This is a genomic window from Aliidiomarina sp. B3213 (assembly GCF_003290085.1).
Classification (GTDB): Bacteria; Pseudomonadota; Gammaproteobacteria; order Enterobacterales; family Alteromonadaceae; genus Aliidiomarina.
In genome coordinates, this window is record NZ_QMKJ01000001.1 from 991,522 (window position 1) to 1,015,385 (window position 23,864).

Annotated in this window: 21 protein-coding genes and 1 tRNA gene; 15 read left to right on the forward strand and 7 right to left on the reverse strand. The window is 45.3% G+C overall.

Annotated elements, in window-relative coordinates:
• Positions 1 to 6 precede the first annotated feature (6 nt).
• On the forward strand, positions 7 to 471 hold the full coding sequence (locus DQX04_RS04915) for a DUF4426 domain-containing protein (protein WP_111914749.1): 465 nt from the start codon (positions 7 to 9) through the stop codon (positions 469 to 471).
• 7 nt (positions 472 to 478) lie between these two features.
• Here DQX04_RS04915 and DQX04_RS04920 read toward each other — a convergent pair whose 3' ends face one another.
• Positions 479 to 2,206 carry a potassium/proton antiporter gene (locus tag DQX04_RS04920; RefSeq protein ID WP_111914750.1) on the reverse strand — a complete coding sequence of 576 codons (1,728 nt, stop codon included), beginning with the start codon at positions 2,204 to 2,206 and terminating at the stop codon, positions 479 to 481.
• 125 nt (positions 2,207 to 2,331) lie between these two features.
• Between DQX04_RS04920 and rdgB the strand changes: the two genes are divergently transcribed.
• Positions 2,332 to 2,946, forward strand: a complete 615-nt coding sequence (rdgB, locus tag DQX04_RS04925; RefSeq protein WP_243618883.1) for an RdgB/HAM1 family non-canonical purine NTP pyrophosphatase — start codon at positions 2,332 to 2,334, stop codon at positions 2,944 to 2,946.
• The gene (gene hemW, locus DQX04_RS04930) at positions 2,943 to 4,094 is read left to right on the forward strand and encodes a radical SAM family heme chaperone HemW (protein WP_111914751.1); all 1,152 of its coding nucleotides are present in this window, start codon (positions 2,943 to 2,945) and stop codon (positions 4,092 to 4,094) included. The genes rdgB and hemW overlap by 4 nt, the downstream gene beginning before the upstream one ends.
• On the opposite strand, the gene trmB is transcribed toward hemW, so the two are convergent.
• The gene (gene trmB / locus DQX04_RS04935; protein ID WP_111914752.1) at positions 4,091 to 4,807 is read right to left on the reverse strand and encodes a tRNA (guanosine(46)-N7)-methyltransferase TrmB; all 717 of its coding nucleotides are present in this window, start codon (positions 4,805 to 4,807) and stop codon (positions 4,091 to 4,093) included. The two genes, hemW and trmB, sit on opposite strands and share 4 nt — an antisense overlap.
• A gap of 64 nt (positions 4,808 to 4,871) precedes the next feature.
• Between trmB and mutY the strand changes: the two genes are divergently transcribed.
• From mutY to DQX04_RS04960, 5 genes are all read left to right on the forward strand, one after another.
• Positions 4,872 to 5,891 (forward strand): A/G-specific adenine glycosylase, encoded by a 1,020-nt coding sequence (gene mutY, locus DQX04_RS04940; protein ID WP_111914753.1) that lies wholly within the window; start codon positions 4,872 to 4,874, stop codon positions 5,889 to 5,891.
• 117 nt (positions 5,892 to 6,008) lie between these two features.
• Complete coding sequence (locus tag DQX04_RS04945) at positions 6,009 to 6,287, forward strand: oxidative damage protection protein (protein ID WP_111914754.1); 279 nt, start codon at positions 6,009 to 6,011, stop codon at positions 6,285 to 6,287.
• Between the two features lie 160 nt (positions 6,288 to 6,447).
• Positions 6,448 to 7,566: a glutamate 5-kinase gene (proB, locus tag DQX04_RS04950; protein WP_111914755.1), complete on the forward strand. Its 1,119-nt coding sequence runs from the start codon at positions 6,448 to 6,450 to the stop codon at positions 7,564 to 7,566.
• A complete protein-coding gene (locus DQX04_RS04955; protein WP_111914756.1) occupies positions 7,563 to 8,816 on the forward strand; it encodes a glutamate-5-semialdehyde dehydrogenase in 1,254 nt (417 codons plus the stop codon). Before proB ends, DQX04_RS04955 begins: the two co-directional genes overlap by 4 nt.
• 61 nt (positions 8,817 to 8,877) lie before the next feature.
• Positions 8,878 to 8,953: transfer RNA gene (locus DQX04_RS04960), tRNA-Phe, on the forward strand.
• A 147-nt stretch (positions 8,954 to 9,100) separates the two neighbouring features.
• On the opposite strand, the gene DQX04_RS04965 is transcribed toward DQX04_RS04960, so the two are convergent.
• Positions 9,101 to 9,310 carry a cold-shock protein gene (locus DQX04_RS04965; protein ID WP_111914757.1) on the reverse strand — a complete coding sequence of 70 codons (210 nt, stop codon included), beginning with the start codon at positions 9,308 to 9,310 and terminating at the stop codon, positions 9,101 to 9,103.
• 434 nt (positions 9,311 to 9,744) lie between these two features.
• On the opposite strand from DQX04_RS04965, the gene DQX04_RS04970 reads away from it, so the two are divergent.
• A complete protein-coding gene (locus tag DQX04_RS04970) occupies positions 9,745 to 11,886 on the forward strand; it encodes a TonB-dependent receptor domain-containing protein (RefSeq protein WP_111914758.1) in 2,142 nt (713 codons plus the stop codon).
• Between the two features lie 65 nt (positions 11,887 to 11,951).
• On the opposite strand, the gene DQX04_RS04975 is transcribed toward DQX04_RS04970, so the two are convergent.
• The 3 genes from DQX04_RS04975 to DQX04_RS04985 all read right to left on the reverse strand — a co-directional run bounded on the left by DQX04_RS04975 (position 11,952) and on the right by DQX04_RS04985 (position 14,323).
• On the reverse strand, positions 11,952 to 12,959 hold the full coding sequence (locus tag DQX04_RS04975) for a hypothetical protein (RefSeq protein WP_111914759.1): 1,008 nt from the start codon (positions 12,957 to 12,959) through the stop codon (positions 11,952 to 11,954).
• A 148-nt stretch (positions 12,960 to 13,107) separates the two neighbouring features.
• The gene (locus DQX04_RS04980; protein ID WP_111914760.1) at positions 13,108 to 13,857 is read right to left on the reverse strand and encodes a dienelactone hydrolase family protein; all 750 of its coding nucleotides are present in this window, start codon (positions 13,855 to 13,857) and stop codon (positions 13,108 to 13,110) included.
• Between the two features lie 43 nt (positions 13,858 to 13,900).
• Positions 13,901 to 14,323: a VOC family protein gene (locus DQX04_RS04985; RefSeq protein WP_111914761.1), complete on the reverse strand. Its 423-nt coding sequence runs from the start codon at positions 14,321 to 14,323 to the stop codon at positions 13,901 to 13,903.
• A 104-nt stretch (positions 14,324 to 14,427) separates the two neighbouring features.
• Between DQX04_RS04985 and DQX04_RS04990 the strand changes: the two genes are divergently transcribed.
• Genes DQX04_RS04990 through DQX04_RS05000 form a run of 3 tightly spaced genes read left to right on the forward strand, consistent with a single transcriptional unit; the run spans position 14,428 to position 18,259 of the window.
• On the forward strand, positions 14,428 to 15,462 hold the full coding sequence (locus DQX04_RS04990; protein ID WP_111914762.1) for a Fe(3+) ABC transporter substrate-binding protein: 1,035 nt from the start codon (positions 14,428 to 14,430) through the stop codon (positions 15,460 to 15,462).
• 6 nt (positions 15,463 to 15,468) lie between these two features.
• Positions 15,469 to 17,223 carry an iron ABC transporter permease gene (locus DQX04_RS04995; RefSeq protein ID WP_111914763.1) on the forward strand — a complete coding sequence of 585 codons (1,755 nt, stop codon included), beginning with the start codon at positions 15,469 to 15,471 and terminating at the stop codon, positions 17,221 to 17,223.
• Positions 17,210 to 18,259: an ABC transporter ATP-binding protein gene (locus DQX04_RS05000; protein WP_165831946.1), complete on the forward strand. Its 1,050-nt coding sequence runs from the start codon at positions 17,210 to 17,212 to the stop codon at positions 18,257 to 18,259. The genes DQX04_RS04995 and DQX04_RS05000 overlap by 14 nt, the downstream gene beginning before the upstream one ends.
• Positions 18,260 to 18,281: 22 nt before the next feature.
• Here the strand turns inward: DQX04_RS05000 and DQX04_RS05005 are convergent, their stop codons facing one another.
• On the reverse strand, positions 18,282 to 19,103 hold the full coding sequence (locus DQX04_RS05005) for an ABC transporter substrate-binding protein (protein ID WP_207801084.1): 822 nt from the start codon (positions 19,101 to 19,103) through the stop codon (positions 18,282 to 18,284).
• Positions 19,104 to 19,231: 128 nt separating this feature from the next.
• On the opposite strand from DQX04_RS05005, the gene DQX04_RS05010 reads away from it, so the two are divergent.
• From DQX04_RS05010 to DQX04_RS05020, 3 genes are read left to right on the forward strand one after another with little or no spacing between them, the layout of a single operon-like run.
• The gene (locus DQX04_RS05010; protein WP_111914765.1) at positions 19,232 to 20,857 is read left to right on the forward strand and encodes an HD family phosphohydrolase; all 1,626 of its coding nucleotides are present in this window, start codon (positions 19,232 to 19,234) and stop codon (positions 20,855 to 20,857) included.
• A 17-nt stretch (positions 20,858 to 20,874) separates the two neighbouring features.
• Positions 20,875 to 21,624 carry a 3',5'-cyclic-nucleotide phosphodiesterase gene (locus tag DQX04_RS05015; protein ID WP_111914766.1) on the forward strand — a complete coding sequence of 250 codons (750 nt, stop codon included), beginning with the start codon at positions 20,875 to 20,877 and terminating at the stop codon, positions 21,622 to 21,624.
• An 8-nt stretch (positions 21,625 to 21,632) separates the two neighbouring features.
• Entirely contained in the window at positions 21,633 to 23,864 is a 2,232-nt protein-coding gene (locus tag DQX04_RS05020) for a CHASE2 domain-containing protein (RefSeq protein WP_111914767.1), read from the forward strand.

Below are 23,864 nucleotides of genomic sequence, written 5' to 3' on the forward strand. Positions count from 1 at the left end.
GCAAAAATGAACTTCCCAAAATTCAGCACTTATTTATTAGCGCTAGCCGCTGTCCTTTTTCTCAGTGCTAAACCAACTTTAGCGCAAGAACAAGGCGCTCGTTTTCAGCGCCTTGGCGGTTGGGAAGTTCATTTCAATACTGTCGCCACCACATTCCTAGAGCCAAGTATTGCAGCTCAATATAATATTCGCAGAAGTAGCGCTAGAAGCTTACTTAACATAGCGGTATTAGACGCAACGGTAGCTGGTAAACCCGCAGTTGACGCCGAAGTTACCGGCTCGTTTTTAAATGTATTAGGGCAACGTAGAACGTTAAACTTTACTCGTGTGCAAGAAGGGGAAGCGATTTACTTTATCGCAGACTTTGGTCACGACGATGACGAGAACTTACGCTTTTTTATAGATATTGAAACAGAGAATAGCTCACAAGAGCTTCGCTTTAACGACCAGTTTTACCACAGCATAAATTAGTTTAGCGTTACACGCCGACCGACTTCATACCTACTTTAATAATCGTGCCGTCGGCTTCCACTTCACGCGCAGTAAAAATTAGATTTCCCAAAACAATGTGGTCTCCCACCACCACACGGCGGCGGAACTTTTGCTCAAATAGTTGAGCTATGGTGTCTTCAGGAATCTCCAAGCCCTCGGGCCAAACATAGAAACCCGCCAGATCTTGCAACGTGATATCGGCATTTAGCACAAAGTCACCAAAGAATGTTTTCTTAGTTAAGCGCTCGCCACTACCGTTAGCCGCTAACACGTCACTAATTTTCCCGATATCTTTAGTTCGCGCTAATACCAGCAAGGTGTCTCCGGCGGACAGCACTGGATTCGACATGGCACGTAACCACTCACCATTTCGAATGAGTCCCGCAAATTCAACAGGCTCTGCAATACTTATTTCATTCCAGTGATGGTCACAGGCAGGCGTGTCTTCGTCGATATGAAACGCGGCCAGCTCCAACATATCGTCACTGGCAATTTGGTCGACTGGAAAACGGACATTTGGTGCCGGATCAGGTGGAACTTCAAGCCCGAGCTTTCGAGCAAATGGGGTTATCGTCCAGCCTTGTAGCATTAAGGACACCAAAACAACGAAAAATGCGATTTCGAAATAACGCTCTTGGTTTTCTAAGCCCGCTATCCATGGGAATAGAGCTAATACGATAGGCACCGCACCGCGCAGTCCCACCCAGCTTATGAAGAAGCGGTCGCGCCAAGGAAACTTAAAGGGTAATAAGCTTACAAATACGGCAATGGGTCTTGCCACAAAGATAAGGATAGCCGCCAATGACAGTGCAGGTAATGCAATATCAATAAGTTTCGAAGGTGTCATTAACAAGCCAAGCATTAAGAACATGACAATTTGGCTCAACCACGCGAGGCCATCGTGAACACGCAAAATATTAATGACTTGTGGCAAGCGAGCGTTACCCACTAAATAACCCATTAGATAAACCGCTAAGAAACCACTACCGCCAAGCTGTGCGGTTAACCCGTAAACCAGAATACTGCCACCCACCGCAAGTAGTGGGAAGAATGCTACGTGTAGCTTTAACGCTTTGCAGATTTTCACGAATACACGGCCGCCGATATACCCTACAGCAGCCCCCACAATAGCTTGCTGAACAAACGTGAATATTACACTGGCATCAAGCTTTTGTTCCGAGTTAGCCAGAACGCCCACGAGCACAACCGTTAACATTACAGCCATTGGGTCATTACTACCTGATTCAATTTCCAGCGTAGAAGCCACCCGATCTTTAATCTTTAAGCCCTGGGTTTGGAAAATAGAAAACACGGCAGCTGCATCGGTGGAACTTAAAATAGCGCCTAGTAGCAAACCTTCAACCCAGCCAACATTAAACAGCCAAGCTGCGGTTAATCCAGTAATTAGGCAAGTGATCACCACACCCACTGACGCCAGTGCTGCCGCAGGTGCTAGAGCGACTCGAAATCGCTCGGGATGGGTTCGTAAACCACCGTCGAAAAGAATAATAACTAAGGCAACAGAACCAATAAGAAGCGCGATGTCTGGGTTATTAAACGACAAGCCTAGAATACCGTCCTCACCGGCAAGCATCCCTAACACCAAGAACACCAAGAGCAGGGGCGCACCAGACCGAACACTAACCTGCGTGGCAACAATACTTACAAAAAGTAAGCCACCTGCAATTAATATGGTTAGATTAACGGCGTCCACGTGCTTGATTTCCTTAAATTTTAATCGCTAACTAAATCCATCATATCACACCCAGACAAGTGCGTTATAATATGCATCGCAAATGTAAGCCGTTCACTTTTCAAAATGCCGCAGGAAGTTCTTTCATGATGATTCGTAATGCCCCTGAAAAACTCGTTCTAGCTTCGGGCAACCAAGGCAAACTCAAAGAGTTGAAGTCTTTACTTGAGCCATTGAACATCAGTGTTCACGCTCAAAATGAATTCAACGTGGGTGACGTTGCCGAAACAGGCCTTACTTTTGTCGAAAACGCTATTATTAAAGCGCGCCACGCTAGCGCGATTACCAAGTTACCCGCACTTGCCGACGACAGTGGCTTAGCCGTAGACGCACTGAATGGTGGTCCAGGCATATACTCTGCTCGATACTCCGGTGAAGGTGCCACTGACCAGAAAAATATCGACAAGCTCTTAGCCGACATGATCGATATTCCGGCCGAAGATCGCACTGCGGCGTTTCACTGTGTCTTGGTTTATGTAGAGCATACTAACGATCCGACTCCATTGATTGCACATGGGGTCTGGCAAGGAACCATTACACAGGAACAGTCTGGCTCAGAAGGTTTTGGTTACGACCCTGTTTTTTATATTGCCTCGCACCAATGCACTGCTGCTCAGCTTAGTAGAGAACAAAAACAAGCAATAAGTCACCGAGGTATAGCGCTTCGCAAACTTATCGAAGGGTTTAAATCAACAGCATGATAACTACCCTTCCGCCGCTTAGTTTATATATTCACATTCCCTGGTGTGTGCAGAAGTGTCCTTACTGCGACTTTAATTCTCATGCGCAGCCAGAAGTCATTCCAGAAGCAAATTATATTAATTGTTTATTGGACGACTTGCGCGCAGATCAACATTTCGCCCAAGGTCGTGAAATCGTTAGCATATTTATTGGTGGTGGCACACCCAGCTTATTCAGCGCTGAAGGGATTGAAAGGTTGCTGCAAGGCGTAGCTAGCATTATACCGTTTGCAGCTGATATAGAGATTACGCTGGAAGCAAACCCAGGCACTTTTGAACAAAAGCGGTTTAGCGGATTTAACAAAGCTGGGGTAAATAGGCTTTCTGTTGGAGTACAAAGTCTACAACAACATCATTTACAAAAGCTTGGGCGTATTCATAACCCTACTCAAGCTATAGAAGCGGCTAAGCATGCTGGTCAAATTGGTTTGAAAAGCTTTAATTTAGACCTTATGCATGGCTTGCCTAACCAAACAGCAGAGGAAGCGCTAGACGATCTAACACGCATTATTGAGCTAGATCCACCGCATATCTCGTGGTACCAACTGACTATCGAGCCCAATACGCTGTTTGCCAGCAAGCCTCCAACACTACCTAATGACGACGCGCTTTGGGATATTTACCAACAAGGGCACGAAAAATTAACAGCAGCAGGGTATGTGCAATATGAAGTGAGCGCATATAGCAAGCCGCACCATCAGTCGCGCCATAATCGGAATTATTGGGAATTCGGAGACTACATCGGCATTGGCTGCGGTGCTCATGGAAAAATCACCAACCTAGAAACACAAAGCATTCTTCGTACCGAAAAGGTGAAGCACCCACGCGGTTATATGGACTTAACTCGCTCCTTTCTCTACAAAAGTTGGGAAGTGGAAATCCAAGATTTGGCGTTTGAATATTTCATGAACCGCTTTCGCCTAATGGCAGAAGCCCCGAAACAAGAATTTGATAACCGCACAGGGTTGAAAACGGACGTTGCTCAGAAGCTATTAGAGAACTCCATTGCGCAGGGTTTGATTGTTGAGAGTGCAGAAGGTTGGCAACCAAGTGAACTTGGCCGCCTCCATCTGAATAAAGTTCTTGCAGACTTGCTACCCGAAAATTAGATAGCGCGGAACTTCATGTCCCAAACGCCGTGCCCTAGTTTCTGACCGCGCTTTTCAAATTTAGTCAGCGGGCGTTCTTCCGGGCGAGGAATGAACGTATTGTCTGGCGAAGTATTTTCAAACTGCGACAACGGGTTTAATACTTCAAGAATATGCTCTGCATAATTCTCCCAGTCGGTCGCGATATGTAATATGCCGTTAGGCTTCATCTTTTTATGCAACAGTTCAACGAATTCCGTGCGAATTAAGCGACGCTTGTGGTGACGCTTCTTATGCCACGGATCAGGGAAAAAGATTTGAACACGCTCGAGTGAATGGTCGTCTAGCCATTTTTCAAGCACCTCAACAGCGTCAAATTCAGCCACTCGCAAATTTTCAACGCCCTGCGCACCAGCTTCCATAAGGCACGCCCCTACTCCAGGACGATGGACTTCGATGCCAATGTAATTACGTTCAGGGTCCGCCGCTGCCATTTGTACAAGCGAATGCCCCATACCAAAGCCAATTTCCAAAACTACCGGAGCTTCGCGGCGGAATAATGCGCTAAGGTCTATAGTACCTTCTGCGGGTTCTTCAATACCCCACTTCGGCCAATAATTCTCAAGCGCGACAGCTTGCCCCTTGGTTAAACGACCTTCTCTTTTCACAAAGCTACGAATTCTACGCATGTAAGTTTCTTTGCTTTGTTGATTGTCATTTTGCTGTTCTGTCATCGCTTCTAGACCTGTTACACTGTGGGCCGCTAATTATCCAATCTTAGAGACAAAAAACAAGCAGATGATCACCGAAGATCAGTTCCAACAGAAAGTAATTGCGTATCAACAACAACATGGGCGTCATGATTTACCCTGGCAAGTGCCAGCCAGTCCTTATCGTGTTCTGGTAAGCGAAATCATGTTGCAGCAAACCCAAGTAAAAACGGTGATCCCATACTTTAACCGTTGGATGGAGTCATTCCCTACCATTCAGGCTTTGGCAGATGCGTCCGAAGAGCAAGTAATGGCCCACTGGCAAGGGCTGGGTTACTACCGTCGCGCTAGAAATTTAAAAAAAGCAGCCCAATATATTGCTGAAGAACTAAACGGTGAGTTTCCAAGAGAGCTAGAAGATATACAGAGCATTCCAGGGGTGGGACGTTACACGGCGGGAGCCATTCGCTCTTTCGCGTTTAACCAATGGGGCCCGATCGTAGACGGTAACGTTCGCCGTTTATTTACAAGGCTGTTTGCAATTGAGGGTGTACCCACGCAAAGCAAAGTAGATAAACAGCTATGGGACATCTCTGAGCGGCTCACTCCCACAGAAAACAACAGAGTATTTGCTCAAGGGTTATTAGACATTGGCGCAGAAGTTTGTAAACCGAAGAACCCACAGTGTACAAACTGCCCCTTTAGCTCTGATTGCGAAGCTCGGTTAACCGGCCGTGAGCTCGAACTTCCAACGAAGAAGCCTAAGAAAACTGCGCCCGTTCGCGAATATCATTTTGTTTGTCAGCTAGAGCAGGACCAATTAGTTCTAGAGAAGCGTCCTCCCACAGGCATTTGGTCTTCATTATGGATGCTTCCGCAGTTAGAACGTGCGCCACAAGAATTAGAATGTAAATTTGAATTCGAACACACTTTCACCCACTTTAAAATGAAAGGTAAAGTTTGGTATGGAAGCATACCGGAAACTAATAGCCACGAAGTGCAAGAAGCGACTAGAAAAGGTTTTAAAGAAGAGCATGTCGAACAACTTGGAATACCTGCGCCTTTGAAGAAGCATTTTCAAGCTATAATGAGCGTCTTGAAGAGCTGAACAAAGACTAAAACCAAGCATAAATAGACTAAATACCACCTATAAACATAGCGAATAGAAATTAAATACTGAATATTTATTTTGAAACACACTGAATTTACAACATAAGGTTTATCCATGAGCAGAACGGTTTATTGCCAATATTTGAAAAAAGAAGCACCAGCTATGGCTTTTCAGCTGTATCCAGGAGAACTTGGCAAGAAGATTTTTGACAACATATCTCAGGAAGCGTGGACTCAATGGCAGCAAAAGCAGACCATGCTTATCAATGAGAAGCGGCTGAACCTGATGGACCCGGAAACCCGCGCGTACTTAGAAAAAGAAATGGTCGGATTTTTGTTCGAAGGTAAAGATATCGAAATTGAGGGCTACACACCGCCTGCAAAAGACAGTTAAATATATTAGCAGAAATATTTTTATGTTCCTTTATGCATAAATATGCATCTTTATGCAAAAATAAAGTGCATAAATGAATAACAGAGGCCTTGGGCTCATGGTTGGACGGCCTCAGTTGTGCTAAACTTTCGGCTCTTTCGAGATTCACAGGGAGTTTTTCATGAAGATACCTACCTGGCGAAGAGCAGTCATAAAAGTCGGCAGTGCTCTCATCGCGCCAGATGGTAATGGCTGCAGTTCAAAATATTTGCTAGCAATTGCACGCTTTATCAACGAATGCCGTGAACGTGGTCAAGAAATTGTACTAGTTTCATCGGGCTCAGTAGCCGCCGGAAGGCACCACTTCAAATTCGACGAAAACAAACCTATCCCCGTTGTACTGAAAAAGGCAATGGCTGCGGTAGGACAAACTCAAGTTATGGAAAGTTGGTCGCGCTTTTTCGATTTCCCAAGCGCCCAAGTTCTCATGACTCACGACGACCTTCGCGATCGCGAGCGTTACATTAGTATTCGCAACAGTGTTAATACCCTGCTAGAGCAAGGAATTATGCCTATTGCGAACGAAAACGACGCATTAGCGACCGACGACTTGAAGGTCGGCGACAACGATAACTTAGCTGCCATGGTTGCAACCGTGGTAGACGCAGACGCTCTCTTTATTTGTTCCGATATCGATGGTCTTTACGACAAAGACCCAAATAAACATAGCGATGCTACGTTGATGCCTGAAGTTGAAACCATTAACCAAAGCATTTACGACCTTGCGGGCGGCTCAGCGAGCGCAGTTGGCACAGGTGGTATGAGAACTAAGGTTGAGGCTGCAGAAAAGGCAACAGCGCACGGTATAGACACTTATATTCTCAATGGCCGTAAAGGAACTAAGTTTGAAGTTCTACTACGCAACGAGAACCCAGGTACGCTATTCCGTGCCAAAGAAAACCCGCTTAGTAATAAGAAGCACTGGCTTCGCCACACCTTGATTGCACAAGGTGAACTAATGGTTAATTCCCGTACTGTGGAAGCCATTAGAAAAGAAGGTGCGTCTTTACTTACGTCGGGTATCGTCGACATTCAGGGTAACTTTGATCGCGGCGATGCAGTATTGGTTCGCAATGCAGAAAACACCGAAACGATCGCTAAGGGAATTTGTCGGTACAGTTCCCATGAACTCCTTCACCTGAAAGGACAGACCGGCAGTAAAATCGCTGAAACATATGGGTATAGCCCAATCAGCGAAGTCATTCACCGCGACGATTTGATGTTATGGGGTAAATTATGAGTCAAGAACTAGCTACTGAAATTTCAAAACGCGCTGCTAAAGCGGCGCGCACAATTGCCACTCTTTCAACTGCTGAAAAAAATGCAGCGTTGCAAAAAATGGCAGACACCATTAGAAAACATACCGACGCTATTCTTGCTGCAAACGAGCAAGACCTAGCTGCAGGTAAAGAAAAAGGCTTAGACGACGCCATGATGGACCGTCTAGCTTTAGATGCCGGCCGCGTAAACGACATGGCGTCTGCAATCGAAGAAATCATCGAATTACCTGATCCTGTCGGTGAGTCTTACTTGCTAGAAGAACGTCCCAACGGCATGCGCGTAGACAAAATGCGTATTCCACTCGGTGTTATTTGCATGATTTACGAAGCACGTCCGAACGTAACTGCAGACGCAGGCGCACTGTGCTTTAAATCAGGGAATGCAGTTATTCTTCGCTGTGGCCGTGAAGCTATCGGTACCAGTAAAGTTATTGCCGAAGCAATGCACGACGCATTAGAAGCTTCAGGTATCGACAAAGACGTACTTACCGTAGTACCTACACCAGACCGCGAACTTATGGCCGATTTACTTCGCCAAAGTGAGTACATCGACCTAGTTATTCCACGCGGCGGTGAAGGTCTAATTCACTACGTAAGTGACAACAGTAAGATTCCGGTTATTCAACACTACAAAGGTGTATGCCACCTGTATGTAGACAAAGACGCAGACTTAGACAAAGCTCTAGCGCTTCTTCTTAACGGTAAAACACAGCGTACAGGCGTGTGTAATGCCCTAGAAGGCTTGCTAGTTCATTCTGAGGTTGCTGACAAGTTCTTGCCTATGGCGGCAAAAGCACTGGCCGAGAAAAACGTGAAAATTCACGCGTGCAGCAAGTCTTTGCCGCACTTTGAAGGTGCTGAACTGATTGCCGACGAAGACTTCGGCGAAGAATACTTAGCATTAGAAATTGCGATTCGTACCGTGAAAGATTACGACCATGCTATTGAACACATCGAGAAGTTCTCGAGTGGTCATACAGACGTGATCTGCACAGAGAACGAAAAAACGGCGAAGCGTTTCATTGCCCAGGTAGATTCAGCGGTAACCATGTGGAACACCTCTTCACGTTTCTCTGACGGTGGTCAATTGGGGCTAGGTGCAGAAATTGGTATCTCAACCAGTAAACTACACGCTTATGGGCCTATGGGACTGCAATCGCTAACCACTGAGAAATTTGTGGTAACAGGAACTGGTCAAATTAGAGAATAATTGGCTATGTGTCTTGACAGCAGGCGTTAAAAACCGTTTAATACCGCCCGCTGTAAAATAAGCCCGGATAGCTCAGTCGGTAGAGCAGAGGATTGAAAATCCTCGTGTCGGTGGTTCGATTCCGCCTCCGGGCACCATATTCAAAAATGGGGTCAGAGCACTAAGTGCTCTGACCCCATTTTTTATGGTTTTCCAGAAGACGGATGAGAACCACTAAACACAAAAAAAGCAGCCCTAAGGCTGCTTTCTAAAATTTAGCTCGTTGAAAAGCTAGTCAAGACGCATTAAATCGCTTGGATATTCTCAGCTTGAGGACCTTTAGGGCCTTGAGTGATTGAGAAAGATACGCGTTGGCCTTCCGTCAATGTTTTAAAGCCTTCGCTAACAATCGCACTAAAGTGTGCAAATACGTCTGCTCCACCTTCTTGTTCGATGAAACCAAAACCTTTCGATTCATTAAACCACTTAACAACACCGTTTACTGTATTAGACATAATAACTTCCTGAAATTTAAAATATAAAAGTACGTCAATGAGGCATTCTCAGTGACGATAATTGAGGGGTAAAAAATGATACTTAAAACTTACAGGACGGAGGTATTGTTGCCTTGAAGACTAAAATGCTACGTAGTAATTTTTAAACTAACTGTTTCTATCCAACGCCACTAATCTACGCTATTTGAATATAAAGTCAACTTATAAAATTAAAAAACCTCATAAATATTAAATATAGCTTTATGGATTTTACCAAGAGCCTTGGACAACACGCGTAAAATGGCTATATCAAGATTCTAAAGTTGTCTCACTTAACACATAAAATCCTATTGCGAATAATTCTTAATTAATGTACCTTTCTCACACTTAAATAAAAATGATTCTTACTAATATTCTTTTTCGCATTAACTTAAATGAACTAAATGGGGTATATCATGCGTTTGAGCACGCTTTCCGCAGCAGTTTTAGCTGTTCTTTCGGCGCCAGCTTTAGCAGAGACTGACGACGATAATGACAATTCAGTTGTAGAACGTATTCAGATTATCGGTAGTCAAGAAGATGCACGAACCGTAGCTGGTTCGAGCGCTGTTATCGACGAAGAACAGATGGAAGTAGAAACGGTTACCGACATTCACCAAGTATTAAAAACGGTACCAGGTCTTTATATTCGTGAAGAAGACGGTTTTGGCTTGCGTCCTAACATTGGCGTTCGGGCTGCAACTGCTGGGCGTGTAAGTAAGGTTACATTACTTGAAGACGGCGTAATGATGGCGCCAGCTCCTTACTCTAACCCTGCGGCGTACTACTTCCCTACCGCTTTTCGCATGAACTCTATTGAAATTCTAAAAGGCGCTCCAATGCTACGCTATGGGCCGCAAACTACAGGCGGTGTGCTCAACTTAGTTACAACACCAATCCCTGAATCTTTTGGTGGTCAAGTTCTTACTCAGTTTGGTGACTTTGGTACACACGAAACTCATGCTTTTGTTGGCGACTACAACGGCACTTTTGGCTACCTACTTGAGACTTCTCAGCGAGACAGCCAAGGCTTTAAAGAAATTGATCGCTCTAACCGCGACAGTGGTTTCGCAATTGAAGACTACGTTGCTAAGTTCCTTTGGACTGGCGACCGTCAAAGTTTACTTGTAAAGCTGCAATATTCTGAAGAAACATCGAATGAGACTTATGCTGGGTTAACGGACGCCGACTTCGCAGAGAATCCTAATCGTCGCTATGGTTTGTCGAGCATTGACCAAATGACCAACCACCACGACAGCATTAACATTCATTACGACTATCAGCTTTCGGACATGATTACGCTGGGCGCGACTGTTTATAGCAACAATTTTCACAGAGACTGGTTTAAAGCCGGTGTTGTAAATGGTTTAGTTTCAGCTGCTAACCAAGGTGACGCAAACGCTCAGGCTATTCTTGACGGCGCGGTTGATCTTGAAGACATTACCTACACGCATGGTAACCGTGCTTACGGTTCACAAGGTATTGAACTTCACTCTGAAATAGCTCTTGCCGACCATGCAATTGAAGTGGGCATGCGCAGTCATGAAGACGACATGAACCGCTACCAATTGAAAGAGGTTTATGACCAAATCAACGGCAGCTTAGTGTTCGATTCATTTATTCAGCCAACCGGCGGCGACAACCGTATTGAACGCGCAGAAGCCTTAAGTTTTTGGATTACTGATCAGTGGCAAGTTTCTGAAGATTTGAACCTTAACCTTGCGCTTCGTTACGAAGACGTTGATTCTTCGCGCCGACAGTTTGCAACTCCAGAGCGCACGGACACGCCAAGCTTCCGTTCAAACAGTTCTGACTTGTGGTTGCCTGGAGCTTCATTTACTTATGACGTAAATGACAACTGGCAGGTGCTAGCAGGAGCTCATAAAGGGTTCTCTCCTCTAGGTGGTGGTGCAACCGCTAACCAAGAGCCGGAAACAAGCTTAAACTATGAAGCTGGTGTACGTTACAGACAAGACGCTTGGTTCGTTGAAGCTATCGGTTTCTATAGCGACTTCAGTGACACCACGCAACTTTGCTCGATTGCAAATCCTTGTGACAACGGAGCCGAGTCGGGTACTTATGTGTTAGGTGAGTCTGTTGTTTCTGGTTTGGAGTTACAAGTTAGCAATACGTTTGCAGCAGGCGACTACTTAATTCCTGTTGACCTCAGCTACACGTACACGCAAGCCGAGATCAGTGAAAACAATGCAGTAACAGGTCTTATGGACGGCGACGTACTTAACGATGTTCCAGAAAATACATTGTCGCTACGTGTAACCTTCGATAACAACAAAGGTTGGTTGAACTACGTTGTGGTGAAGTATATCGACGAAATGTGTGTCTCGGTAGGTTGCAACCGCAACAACGACCCGAGCGCGCGCACAGAGTCTTTAGTAACAGCAGACTTAGTAAGCCGTTACGAGCTGTCACGCGACATGACCGTTTACTTCAAACTTGAAAACGTATTTGACGAACAAGTCATTATCGCTCGTTCACCGCATGGTGCACGTCCAAACAAACCACAAACAGCGATGTTTGGTCTGCAATATAATTTCTAATAAGTGCTAAAACGAAAAGCGGTCAGGTGATTAAATCACCTGACCCCTTTTTTTATTTAAGAATGTTATGAGGTGCTCGGAATAAGATTCAAACGAACCGCTTCCGGTAGAACGCCAACAACTTTATTTCGTACGTTGTGCCAATACACCGAGAGCAACAGTAGCGAACCACCAACAACAAGAATAGTAAGTGCATAATTTAAACTCACTATACCGAAGTCACTTAGCAGAGAAGAAAACGCATAAATAACGTAAGCCAATGCAGACACCATTAAGGCTCTGCGGTCTACTGCAAGAGATATAAAGGCGAGAATGCCATAAGTCACAAGCACCAAAGCAGCCTGCAACAAAGAGATACCTTGATAGTCGCCCACTTCAATAAATTGAAAGACCGAATGCACAAGAAGTGGTGAAGCCAGTAAATGCAACCAAAACGCTACGTCTGACTTACGCGTAACCCGTTTTAAGTCTTGCGAATCCCAATACATGGCAAAGATAAATACAGCCAGTCCCAGCACAAAAGTAAGCACATGCAGCCACTCTTCAATTCCTGGAGCAATAGCGATTGCCAAACTGATCAGTAAACCAACACCAGCAGCAGCCAGCGCCGCTACCGTAATAGGCACTCGAAAACGAAGCCAATGTCCGTATGACGCAATTATCGATAAACCACAAGCTAAAACAATCGAGTAATGTTTGTGGGAGATAAGCTCAGCACCCGCGTAAAAAATACTAACCACAAAAGCGAACATCAGCACAATCGCGGGTAACGCCATGTGACGCTTGTTAATAAAGTACTCGCCTAACCCCCAAGCCAAGCCTGCGGCAGCCAAGCCACCCACAACTTCATCGACCTGCTGGCCGATCATTGAGACCGCGATGATGGTTAAAACACACGCGATAACGACGAATATGTCGTTAAACCCGGAAACTAAACGGAACTGTTCTTCGTCTGCGATATTAAGATCAGTATTTTCCTGGGGCTTGTTCACCCATTCCTTGAAAGCATCGACCTGTTCGTGTTTAAAAACGCCAGCTTCCGCCGCGTTTTGTAAATCTTGATCACTGTACATAGTGAATCTCCACTTCAGCCATACCCTAGCTAACCTTCAAAGTAAGCCGAAAATATGACGAGCTCAAGTGAATTTACCGACTAAATTGTTTCAAAAATATACAGATTGGGAGGCAAAGAGGAGCTCAATGGCTCCTCTTTTTATATGTTTACAGGTTGGTGTCTAAGAAGTTTAACAGTGCCGCCCAAGAAGCTCTGTCGGCTTCGAGTAGATAGTCACCGCTCCATGGAACAGTGAAAGAGTGGCGAGCACCACCATAAATATGTGCTTCATGCTGAACACTTTGTGCCTCTAACCCGTCTAACAAGGCCGCGACGTCTGACATACCTGACACGGGATCTGCTGAGCCATGTAAAATAATAACCGGGGCGTCTACAGACTCATAATTTTGCCCTTCTGGAAGATTTAACCCGCCATGGAAGGATGCATAGCCATTTAATCCAGCTCCCGCTCTTGCCATTTCAAGGACAGCTGCACCGCCGAAGCAATAACCCATGGCAACGATGTTTTCTGTGCCACCCGGAATATGTGCAACTTCGTTCATTGCTCCCATCAGTCGTTGGCGAAATAATTCCCTATTTTGGTACATTTCTGTCGCGCGTTCACGGTTCTCGTCCATGCTCGTCGGTTGGTTGTCCTTTCCATACACATCAACCGCAAAAGCAGTATAGCCAAGTGCAGCTAACTGCTCTGCTCTGCCTTCTTCGTAGTCGTTCGGACCATCCCAGTCATGCACGATTAAAACTGTGCCTAGAGAGCGCTCCAAACGAGAGTTCCATGCTACGTAGCCACGCATAACCTCATTGCCGACTCTGTATTCATGGTAGCTCGTTTCTATTTTTGCAAAAGCAGGAACGCAAAACGTACCTATAATCACTGCTAACAATAATGATCGCATTTTCATCTCCTTTAGTTGTATGAATGCGAAAACAACACTGTGCTTACGTGTTGCTACTGCTATTTGGATTAAATACCACTTCCCAAAGGTGTCCGTCTAAGTCCATAAAAACTCCTCCGTATCCACCCCAAGGAAACTCCGCGGCCTCTTTGGTTAATGTAGCTCCTGCTTTCAGTGCTGAAGCAATAACTTGGTCAACTTTCTCCGTTGAACCGACATTGTGAGCAAGTAATAAACCAGACGAGTTCGGTGAGCCCAAGGGGACGCCGCATTGGCGCGCTAAACTCTCTCTTGGCCACAAAGCCAAAGTTAAATCTGTGTTTACTTTAAAAAAAGCCACAGCTCCGTCATTGAATTCTTCTCCGATAATACCTTTGGTCTTCAACCCAAGCACTTTTTGATAAAACTCAACAGCACGTTTTAAGTCTGAAACACCCAACGTAATATAGCTAATTGTAGCTTCCATAAAACATCCCAAAAAAATTCAAAAAAGTTAAATGATAATAATTGTCATTTAGAAAGATATGCTTTAGACTCTACTCAATCTTAAAGAAGGAGTTTAACGCTGTTATGAAACCCATTTTTAAAATCATTTTAGCAGTCCTTATCATTGCAGGACTCATCCTTACTCTAAAACCTAATAATAACGAGGAAAGCAGTGTAAATATCTACTCTTCTCGTAAAGAAAGTCTTATTAAACCGCTTCTTGAAAAGTTCACTGAAGAAACAGGAATTCAAGTTAACTTGGTTACCGGCTCTGGCGACGGTTTATTAACTCGCTTACAAAACGAAGGCGAGAATAGCCCAGCCGACTTGTTCTTGACTGTAGACGCAGGTGCGTTACACCGCGCTAAAAGTGCCAGTCTATTCCAGCCAGTGGACTCTCGCGTATTAAACGCTAACGTACCTGCACATTTGCAAGACGCCGACCAGCAATGGTTCGGACTTAGCATGCGCGCTCGTACCATTTTCTATTCAAACGAACGCGTAGAGCCTAGCGAACTTTCAACCTATATGGATTTAGCTGACGAAAAGTGGCGTAACCGTATTTGTATTCGCTCTTCAGACAACCTTTATAACCAGTCTTTGGTAGCGTCTTTAATTGCGCACCACGGTGAAGCAGCGACAGAAGAATGGGCTCGTGGCCTAGTAGCTAACTTCGCTCGCGAACCAGTAGGCGGTGACCGCGACCAAATTCATGCCGTTGCTTCAGGTCAATGCGACATTGCGATTGCTAACACCTACTACTTCGGCGGTATGACAGCTTCTGACGAAGCTGCTAATCAAGAAACAGTGTCTAAAGTGAACGTATTCTGGCCTTCTCAAAGCGAACAAGGTGTTCACGTGAATGTGAGTGGTATTGGCTTACTACAACACGCTTCTAACCCAGACGAAGCTATTCAACTCATGGAGTTCTTAGTGAGTGAAGAGTCACAAGCTTGGTATGCAGAAGCAAACCAAGAGTACCCAGTACGCCCGGGTACAGACCGCAGCGAAATCCTTACTAGTTGGGGTGATTTCGAAGCTGACACTCTATCAATGAGCGTACTAGGCGAAAATAATGCTGCGGCAGTTCGCTTAATGAACCGTGCAGGTTGGCGTTAAGCGTTAATGTCTCCGGCACGTAGTTCAGCCTATTTGTTGCATAAAAGCCTGCGAGAGCGGGCTTTTTCTGCTTTCAGAAAGGCAAGTTCACCGCTACTCGCGACCTTTGTGTGTTTGCCATTGTTGGTGGTTATTGCCGCTTTCTTTATCGGACTAACCGGTGAAGAACAAAGGCAAACGCTCTCTCACTTATGGGAGTTTGTGATTGCCGAGTATGTATGGCACACCATTGTCATGATGGTCGGTGTAGGTGTTCTTGTTACTCTATTGGGCGTAAGTACAGCTTGGTTAACCACCGCATGCGAATTTAAAGGCGTGCGCTGGCTGCGCTGGGCATTGTTGTTGCCACTCGCCATGCCTGCGTACATTACCGCATACACGTACAGCGGAATGCTAAGTTATGAAGGGATTGTTCAGCGAACACTAAGAGACATATTTAACTGGTCTTACGGCGACTATTATTTCCCAGAAGTGCGTTCAATCACCGGCGCTATTCTAGTCTTAAGTTTTGTACTCTTTCCTTATGTATATCTCATTACACGAGCTGCGTTTCTTGAACAGTCCCGCGCTGCCATTGAAGCAAGCCGAGTTTTGGGCTTATCTCCATGGAAAAGTTTTTGGCGTGTTGCCCTTCCAATGGCCCGCCCTGCGATTGCCACAGGCTTAACGCTTGCACTGATGGAAACTTTAGCCGACTACGGCACAGTTCATTTTTATGGCGTAACCACATTTACCACGGGTATTTTTAGAACATGGTACGGCATGGGAGATCCTCTCGGAGCATTGCAACTTTCCAGCATACTATTGTCTGCCATTATTATCCTGATGGTTCTCGAGCGTATATCTAGAAAGCAGTCTCAGTATCATAATGGAACTAAAGGCTCACAGCCGGCAAGACCGTTTAAACTAAGTCGAGGCAAAAGCATTGCTGCGTTTCTAGTGTGCTTTATTCCTATTGCGATTGGCTTTGTCTTTCCTGCATTACAATTAATATCTTGGTCTTATGATCAGGTCGAAACTTGGCTAAGCCCAGATTTTCATGAACTAGTGAAGAATAGTATTGCCTTAGCGTTACTCGCGTCGTCTATTACCGTCATGGTTGCGCTCTGGTTTTGTTATGGCAAGCGCCAATTAAAAACCACCTGGACACGCATAAGTGTGAACCTGGCTTCTACCGGCTACGCAGTGCCCGGCGTTATCGTTGCGGTGGGTATTATTGTGCCCTTCGCTTGGTTCGATAGACAAATCATTAGCGCCTCAGAATTTTTGTTCGGTATAAATCCAGGTCTTATCTTTTCTGGCACCATCATATCGGTCTTATTTGCGTACTTAGTGCGCTTCTTGTCAGTGTCTATTCAAACCATAGACAGCGGGTTAGCCCAAATCAGTCCTGCGATGGACGAGTCTGGCCGAATATTAGGTTTGAGCTCTACTCAAGTACTTGGCCGCATTCATTTCCCTCTATTAAAAACTAGTTTAATGACCGCCGGCATATTGGTTTTTGTCGACGTGTTAAAAGAGCTTCCTGCAACGCTTATTCTACGCCCTTTCAATTTTAATACATTGGCTGTTCGCGCATATGAGATGGCAGGCGACGAAAGACTTGCACAAGCAGGTCCAGCAGCTTTAATGATTGTGGTTGCGGGCTTAGTTCCTGTAATATTGCTCAGCCGAGCCATTCAAGCTAGGCATCAAAGCTATCTCAATATGAAAACACCACCGCAGAAAGCCGAGGAAATCTATGAGCCTGTTAACGCTTAACCAAATAAAGGTCAGTTTTGGTGAGCAAGTCATTGTCGACTCAGTAGACTTTTCTCTAGAGGAAGGCGATATCGGCTGCCTGTTGGGCCCTTCCGGCTGTGGTAAAACAACACTGTTAAGAGCTATTGCAGGGTTTGAGCCTGTACAAAGTGGAAGCATAACGCTTGCAGACAAGCTTATGAGTTCACCTGCTCAACTCGTACCGCCAGAAAAACGTGAAATTGGTATGGTGTTTCAAGACTTTGCACTTTTCCCACACTTGAACGTAGGTGAGAACATTAGCTTTGGCCTGCACAAGTGGAGTACAGGCGAAAAGTCACAAAGGGTAAAGCAGCTTTTAGAATACGTAGGGCTTGAAGGTTACGAAAACAGATTTCCTCATCAACTCTCTGGAGGTCAACAGCAGCGCATAGCGCTAGCTCGAGCGTTAGCGCCACAACCGAAGCTGCTGTTGCTCGACGAACCATTCTCGAGTCTAGATGCGGAATTAAGAGAGTCTCTAGCGACCGATGTTCGCCAACTTCTTAAAAAAGAAAAAATAACAGCACTACTGGTGACTCATGACCAGCAAGAAGCATTCGCGATGGCTGACAAAGCAGGAGTAATGTACCACGGCAAAATGCTGCAATGGGACACACCTTATGGTTTGTATCATGAACCTGCACATCACTTGGTTGCCGACTTCATAGGTCATGGAGTGCTTATTAGAGGCTCGGTGATCGAAGACAACAAGGTGTCTACACCTTTAGGTGAGTTAAACGGCGAAGGTATTTCGATTAATAGTGAAGGCGAGATGGTAGAAATATTGGTTCGCCCAGACGACATTATTATCGACGACTCCAGCGCTCGGAGAAGCACAGTTATTAGCAAAGGCTTCCGAGGAGCTCACTATCTCTACACTGTTGAGCTTGAAGACGGTAGTCAATTGCTATGTATGGCACCTTCGCATCATCAATACGAACTTGGAAGTGAGGTTGGCCTAAGACTTAACTTAGACCACCTCGTCGTTTTTCCTGCCGGTTACTGCGAACTTTAAGAGCGAACTTTAACAGCGAGCTTTAAAGCCCATATCTAGCGACTATTTCCGCATAGGTTCCGTTTGCATGAACCACAGCAAGCTCACGATTAAACTCCTCTATGAGTTCTTCGTTCACACTTTCCCTAGAAAACATTGCAAAAATAGGTGACGCAACGGTATTAATATGGCTTTCCGTCACATATTCCGAGAGACCTTTCCGGCGTATCATAGACAGCCCTACGCGTTCATCTTCTAAGATACCGTCGACATCTTGGTCAATAAGCCTCGCTAGGTTCAATTCGCTAATCATCGCTCCGCTGATCTGTTCTTGATAGTTCGCACTCTCAGTAATCGCTTGTACGCTATCACCATAGTAATACTGGTTAACTATACCGAGCTTGTAACCTGCATCAACGAAGTCACCCAAAGTCTCAAAGTCGGCATACCTATGTTGTTCACCTTGCCTCACAAACAAGGCGAACGACTCCTCACGGTACATATTAGAGAAGTAAGCATAAGACTCACGCTCTTCTGTTTTTGAAGCTCCTACTAGCATGTCGATGGTTCCTTCCTCGACGCCTTGTAAAAGCTCCAACCAAGTAGCTTGAACATACTCTAACTCACATCCCATTGCTTGAGTTACATGGCGCGCCAGTTCGATGTCAATTCCCATGACTTCATTGCCAACATCCATGTACTGATAGGGCTCCCAAGCGTCGAAACCCAGCCTCAACGAGCATGTTGGTATCTCCACTTGAGGTGTAGCTTGGTTTTCAACTTGAGTTTGGGGCATTTCTGGTGTCTGTGCCGGACACCCGACAAGTACTGCAACACACATGACGAGCAAAATATGGATTTTCATAACGGCTCCTACGTGCTGTAGATTTCACCAATAAGTATAGCTGAACATATATTTATCTGTGTTAGTCTTAGAATTAACGATAAAACGCCTCGTAGTTTTAGGCACAAACATTTAGCTAGGGGCCCTGCATGACCGCTACATTAGACGTTAGTACCGAACTCAAACTTGTAAAACGCCTCAATGAAATTGGCATTGCACTTTCCGCTGAAAGTGACGAAGTGAAACTACTCGAGTTAATCCTAAGCAGTACGCGCGACTTAACGTCGGCAGACGGCGGAACGCTCTATATTGTTAAAGACGACGAAGACGCGAAAAGTAAAGTACTTCAGTTCAAGTTAGTACAAAACGATACGCTTGGCGTTAAGCTGGGAGGTACTGGCGACCCCATAGATAATCGTTTCCCAGATTTACCATGCTATCTAGAGTCTGGCGAAGCTAACAACAAGATGGTAGCCGTTCATGCTGTTGTGTCGGAACAAACTATTAATATTGCCGACGCATACGAAGAAGAAGGTTTCGACTTTTCTGGCACAAAGAAGTTTGATGAAACAACAGGTTATCGCTCTAAGTCGATGCTCGTAGTTCCCATGCGGAACCATGAAAATGAAGTCATTGCAGCCATTCAACTTTTAAATAAGCAAGACGACAAAGGCAACACCATTACCTTTGACGAAGAAGACTTAGAGCTAGTTTCTAGCTTAGCTTCTCAAGCAGCAATTGCACTGACCAACAGACGACTCATTGATGACCTACATCACCTTTTTGACAGCTTCACTCAAGTTATCGCAAGCGCTATCGACGCCAAATCACCGCAAACAGGCGCGCACTGTCGACGGGTACCCGACGCCACAATCATGATTGCTGAAGCTGCCAGTGGCTCCGATTTCCCTGGCATTGAAGGCTTTGAAATGTCTGAAGAGGAAATGTATGAGTTACGCACAGCGGCCTGGATGCACGACTGCGGCAAAATTGTAACTCCACCACATGTTGTTGAGAAGTCGACCAAACTAGAAACCATAAATGACAGAATTCACGCAGTAGAAGCTCGTTTAGAGCGCATTCGCATGGAGTACAAAGTGAAAGCGCTGGAAGCAAAAGCGAATAACCAACCCGAGCCTGAAGCCTGTAAAACCTATAACGATGCCTTTTTTAAAGACACGCTAGCGTTCTTGAGGACGTGCAATAAAGGCTCCGAGTTTACTGAAGAAAAAGATTTAAGCCGGTTACAAGAGCTTAGTGAGCTTTACTACACCGACATTGAGGGACAGAAACACCCGTTAATCACCCCAAATGAACTTGAAAACCTGAGCATCAGACGCGGGACTCTAACCGACGAAGAGCGGCAGATCATGGAAGATCACATGGTACATACCATTAACATGCTCAGTAAACTTCCATTTCCGAAACATCTGCGCCGTGTACCTGAGTTTGCTGGCGGTCACCACGAGCGAATGGACGGTTCAGGCTACCCATTAGGGCTAACTCGAGAACAAATGTCGGTGCCTGCCAGAATTATGGGCATTGCCGATGTGTTCGAGGCTTTAACCGCCCCTGAACGCACATATAAGAAGCCTATGCCTCTCTCGCAAACACTGAATATTATGTCGAATATGGTATTAAACAGTCATCTTGACCCTGACTTGTTTAAGATGTTTGTCGAGAAAAAGGTGTACTTGCGCTACGCTGAAAAGTACTTAACACCAGAACAAATTGATGACGTTGCTGTAGATGAAATTCTCGGCAAGCTCGCCTAAAGCATAAGGATTTTTCGATGTTTAATATTGATGTCTTGGGATGTAGCGGTGGTGTTGGAGGCTCTTCTGGAAGTACCTGTTTAAGGGTGCACCCTTCAATTTTAATCGACGCTGGTAGTGGTTTGGCAGAGCTTTCCATAAAAGAAATGCGAGCTATACGTCACATTTTTATTACCCATGCCCACATGGACCATATTTGTCATTTACCCACCTTTCTTTCGAACTTATTCGATGAAGTGCCCTACCCCATAAAGGTTTATGCGCAACAAGAAACCATTGATGTTTTAAAGGAGCATATTTTCAACTGGAAAATATGGCCAGACTTTTTAAAACTGCCTGATGAAGCCGACCCTATTCTTGAGTTTGTTCCCTTATCCGCTAAACAAACTGTAACGCTTGAGGGAATTTCATTTACACCTTTCGAAGTTGAGCACACTGTTCCTACATTTGCATATAGTGTGCAAGACCAAGATCAGCACTTCGTATTTTCTGCTGACACAAAGCTAAGCCAAGCTGTGGTAGATAAGTTGAATAGCTTACCGCCTATGGACACGTTTATGGTGGAGTGCGCTTTTCCTGATCGTTACGAAGATTTGGCTGATGTTTCATGCCATCTCACGCCTAAGAACGTTTCTGCATTGCTTCAGAAATTAGAAACACCACCGAAAAACGTTTGGATTACGCATCTTAAGCCGGCTTATGAGTCAGAGTTACGCCAACTCTTCGCTAGTGATGAGCAGTTTAGCGGCTGGAACATTCTGGAATAACCGCTAGCATGGCTAAGATAAAAAAGCATGGAATAGGCTCTAGAACATTTCAGGCCACAATAAGTTTAATTATCTTATTTTGGGTTATTGGCGAGCAAGTTGGTGTGTGGTCTTCAAATGTTTTACAACGGTTAGAATGGCTCTCTTTTGACGAACGCGTTGTACAAACACTCGACGGAACCCACGACCCCGGTATCGTTATTGTCGATATCGACGAGAAAAGCTTACAGGAGTTTGGCCAATGGCCCTGGCCTAGAGCTTATGTGGCACGGCTGGTTTACGAACTATTTGAGAGTTACCAAATACAATTGCTTGGACTCGACGTGATTTTTGCAGAGCCAGAGTCAAACCTTCTAGCCACCCAGTGGCAGCAACTGCGACAAAGCTACCCGAACCTACCCGAGACTCCGTCTATTGCTAGCGGTGACGCGGTTTTAGGCAACGTTCTTATGAGTTATCCCACAGTGTCGGCGTTCTACTTCGACTCTTCATTGCAAGTCGGTTCTGGCGCCGAGTCACAAGGAGTGCTTCCACCTCCTCTGCAAGTCACCAACCCGAAGCAAGAGTGGCAGCAATTACCTTTGGTGCGCCCAACTCGTTTCAGCAGCAACAACGAAGAGGTACAACCGTTCGTAATGTCGGGAGGTTATTTTGACAACCCTCTTGTAGATGAAGACGGAGTGTTTAGACGTGTACCTCTTTTCCAGGTTTGGCAGGACGAACTTTACCCCAGTCTGCCTCTAGCCATGTTTTCCACTTTACTTGGACAGCCACCTGCAAATTTAGACATTTATGAGGGAGGAGGTCAGAAACATTTAGAAGGTGTTGATGTAGGTGGATTCTATTTCCCCACAGATCCACAAGGTGCGGTTCTTGTTCCTTGGTTTGGTACACGCGAACATTTCGATTATATATCTGCCTCTGATGTATTGTTTGGAGAAGTGCCCCAAGAGCAACTCGCGGGGAAAATTGTTTTATTGGGAACGTCTGCACCAGGTTTAATGGATTTAAGGTCTACCCCAGTAGGAGCTGTATTTCCCGGAGTAGAAATACATGCCAGTATTTTAGCTGGGATGCTGCAAATGAACTTCAAGTCAGAGCCCGGTTATAGCTTAGCCATTACGCTTATTGCGCTTCTTATCACGGGTCTACTTATGACTTGGTACTATCCGCGATTAAGCTCCGTAGCCCTACTCAGTATTAGCACGCTACTTACAGCTACACATCTAGGTGTCAATCTATACGCTTGGCAGCAAGGATTAGTATTACCACTGGCCTCTGGATTGCTGCTTCTGTTACTGCTAACCGGATGGCACTTATCCATGAACTTCTGGCGTGAGAGCCTGCAAAAAAGACAGGTTGCAGAACAATTTGGGCGCTACATTCCCCCAGAGCTCGTTACCGACATTGTAGCGTCTCCCGAAGCGCAAGATATGTTAGGGCAAGAAAAGGAGCTGACCGTTTTGTTCTCCGATGTCCGCGGATTTACTTCATTTTCTGAAAATATTCCCCCTGCCGAATTAACCGAAGTTATGAACCGGTTACTGACGCCTGTAACTAAGGCGATTCATAACAACAAGGGCACCATCGACAAATACATGGGTGACGCAGTAATGGCATTCTGGGGAGCCCCACTAAAAGACCAACAACACGCTATTCATGCCTTGGAAGGTGCGCTTGCTATGCAAGACGCATTAAAAGAAATTAACGACACTTTCGTACAAGAAGGTAAAAAGGCATTGGCGATGGGAATTGGCGTTCATACTGGGCTTATGAACGTCGGTAATATGGGCTCCGAGTTCCGCATGGCGTACACAGTGCTTGGCGACAACGTAAATTTAGGCTCAAGGCTAGAAGGCTTAACGAAAGGCTACGGTGTAGACATTCTGTTTAGCGAGAGCACCTTAGAGCACATCGAGAAATATGCTGAGGAACAATTCGTATATCGCAAAGTAGACCGAGTACGTGTTAAAGGCAGAGAAGCGCCTCTAACCATTTATGAGCTAATGGGTTATCAAGCAGATAGCCAAGCATCGCCAGCACAAGTAACGAGCTCGAATAAGGCATTGGCATGTTATGAACAAGGCCAGTTTAAAGAGGCTAAGCGACTGTTTAGGGAGCATTTAGAACAGTGGCCTAACGATAAACTAGCCAAATTGTATGTAGGACGATGCAAAGAATATATTGAAGAGCCACCGGGTGAAAACTGGGACGGCGTTTTCACCCACAAAACTAAATAA

What these genes read in the sequence shown, in the direction of transcription:
- DQX04_RS04915 (WP_111914749.1), top strand. Translation starts at nt 7, where the DNA reads ATGAACTTCCCAAAATTCAGCACTTATTTATTAGCGCTAGCCGCTGTC.
- rdgB (WP_243618883.1), top strand. Translation starts at nt 2,332, where the DNA reads ATGATGATTCGTAATGCCCCTGAAAAACTCGTTCTAGCTTCGGGCAAC.
- hemW (WP_111914751.1), top strand. Translation starts at nt 2,943, where the DNA reads ATGATAACTACCCTTCCGCCGCTTAGTTTATATATTCACATTCCCTGG.
- trmB (WP_111914752.1), bottom strand. Translation starts at nt 4,807, where the DNA reads ATGACAGAACAGCAAAATGACAATCAACAAAGCAAAGAAACTTACATG.
- mutY (WP_111914753.1), top strand. Translation starts at nt 4,872, where the DNA reads ATGATCACCGAAGATCAGTTCCAACAGAAAGTAATTGCGTATCAACAA.
- DQX04_RS04945 (WP_111914754.1), top strand. Translation starts at nt 6,009, where the DNA reads ATGAGCAGAACGGTTTATTGCCAATATTTGAAAAAAGAAGCACCAGCT.
- proB (WP_111914755.1), top strand. Translation starts at nt 6,448, where the DNA reads ATGAAGATACCTACCTGGCGAAGAGCAGTCATAAAAGTCGGCAGTGCT.
- DQX04_RS04955 (WP_111914756.1), top strand. Translation starts at nt 7,563, where the DNA reads ATGAGTCAAGAACTAGCTACTGAAATTTCAAAACGCGCTGCTAAAGCG.
- DQX04_RS04965 (WP_111914757.1), bottom strand. Translation starts at nt 9,310, where the DNA reads ATGTCTAATACAGTAAACGGTGTTGTTAAGTGGTTTAATGAATCGAAA.
- DQX04_RS04970 (WP_111914758.1), top strand. Translation starts at nt 9,745, where the DNA reads ATGCGTTTGAGCACGCTTTCCGCAGCAGTTTTAGCTGTTCTTTCGGCG.
- DQX04_RS04975 (WP_111914759.1), bottom strand. Translation starts at nt 12,959, where the DNA reads ATGTACAGTGATCAAGATTTACAAAACGCGGCGGAAGCTGGCGTTTTT.
- DQX04_RS04980 (WP_111914760.1), bottom strand. Translation starts at nt 13,857, where the DNA reads ATGCGATCATTATTGTTAGCAGTGATTATAGGTACGTTTTGCGTTCCT.
- DQX04_RS04985 (WP_111914761.1), bottom strand. Translation starts at nt 14,323, where the DNA reads ATGGAAGCTACAATTAGCTATATTACGTTGGGTGTTTCAGACTTAAAA.
- DQX04_RS04990 (WP_111914762.1), top strand. Translation starts at nt 14,428, where the DNA reads ATGAAACCCATTTTTAAAATCATTTTAGCAGTCCTTATCATTGCAGGA.
- DQX04_RS04995 (WP_111914763.1), top strand. Translation starts at nt 15,469, where the DNA reads ATGTCTCCGGCACGTAGTTCAGCCTATTTGTTGCATAAAAGCCTGCGA.
- DQX04_RS05005 (WP_207801084.1), bottom strand. Translation starts at nt 19,103, where the DNA reads ATGAAAATCCATATTTTGCTCGTCATGTGTGTTGCAGTACTTGTCGGG.
- DQX04_RS05010 (WP_111914765.1), top strand. Translation starts at nt 19,232, where the DNA reads ATGACCGCTACATTAGACGTTAGTACCGAACTCAAACTTGTAAAACGC.
- DQX04_RS05015 (WP_111914766.1), top strand. Translation starts at nt 20,875, where the DNA reads ATGTTTAATATTGATGTCTTGGGATGTAGCGGTGGTGTTGGAGGCTCT.
- DQX04_RS05020 (WP_111914767.1), top strand. Translation starts at nt 21,633, where the DNA reads ATGGCTAAGATAAAAAAGCATGGAATAGGCTCTAGAACATTTCAGGCC.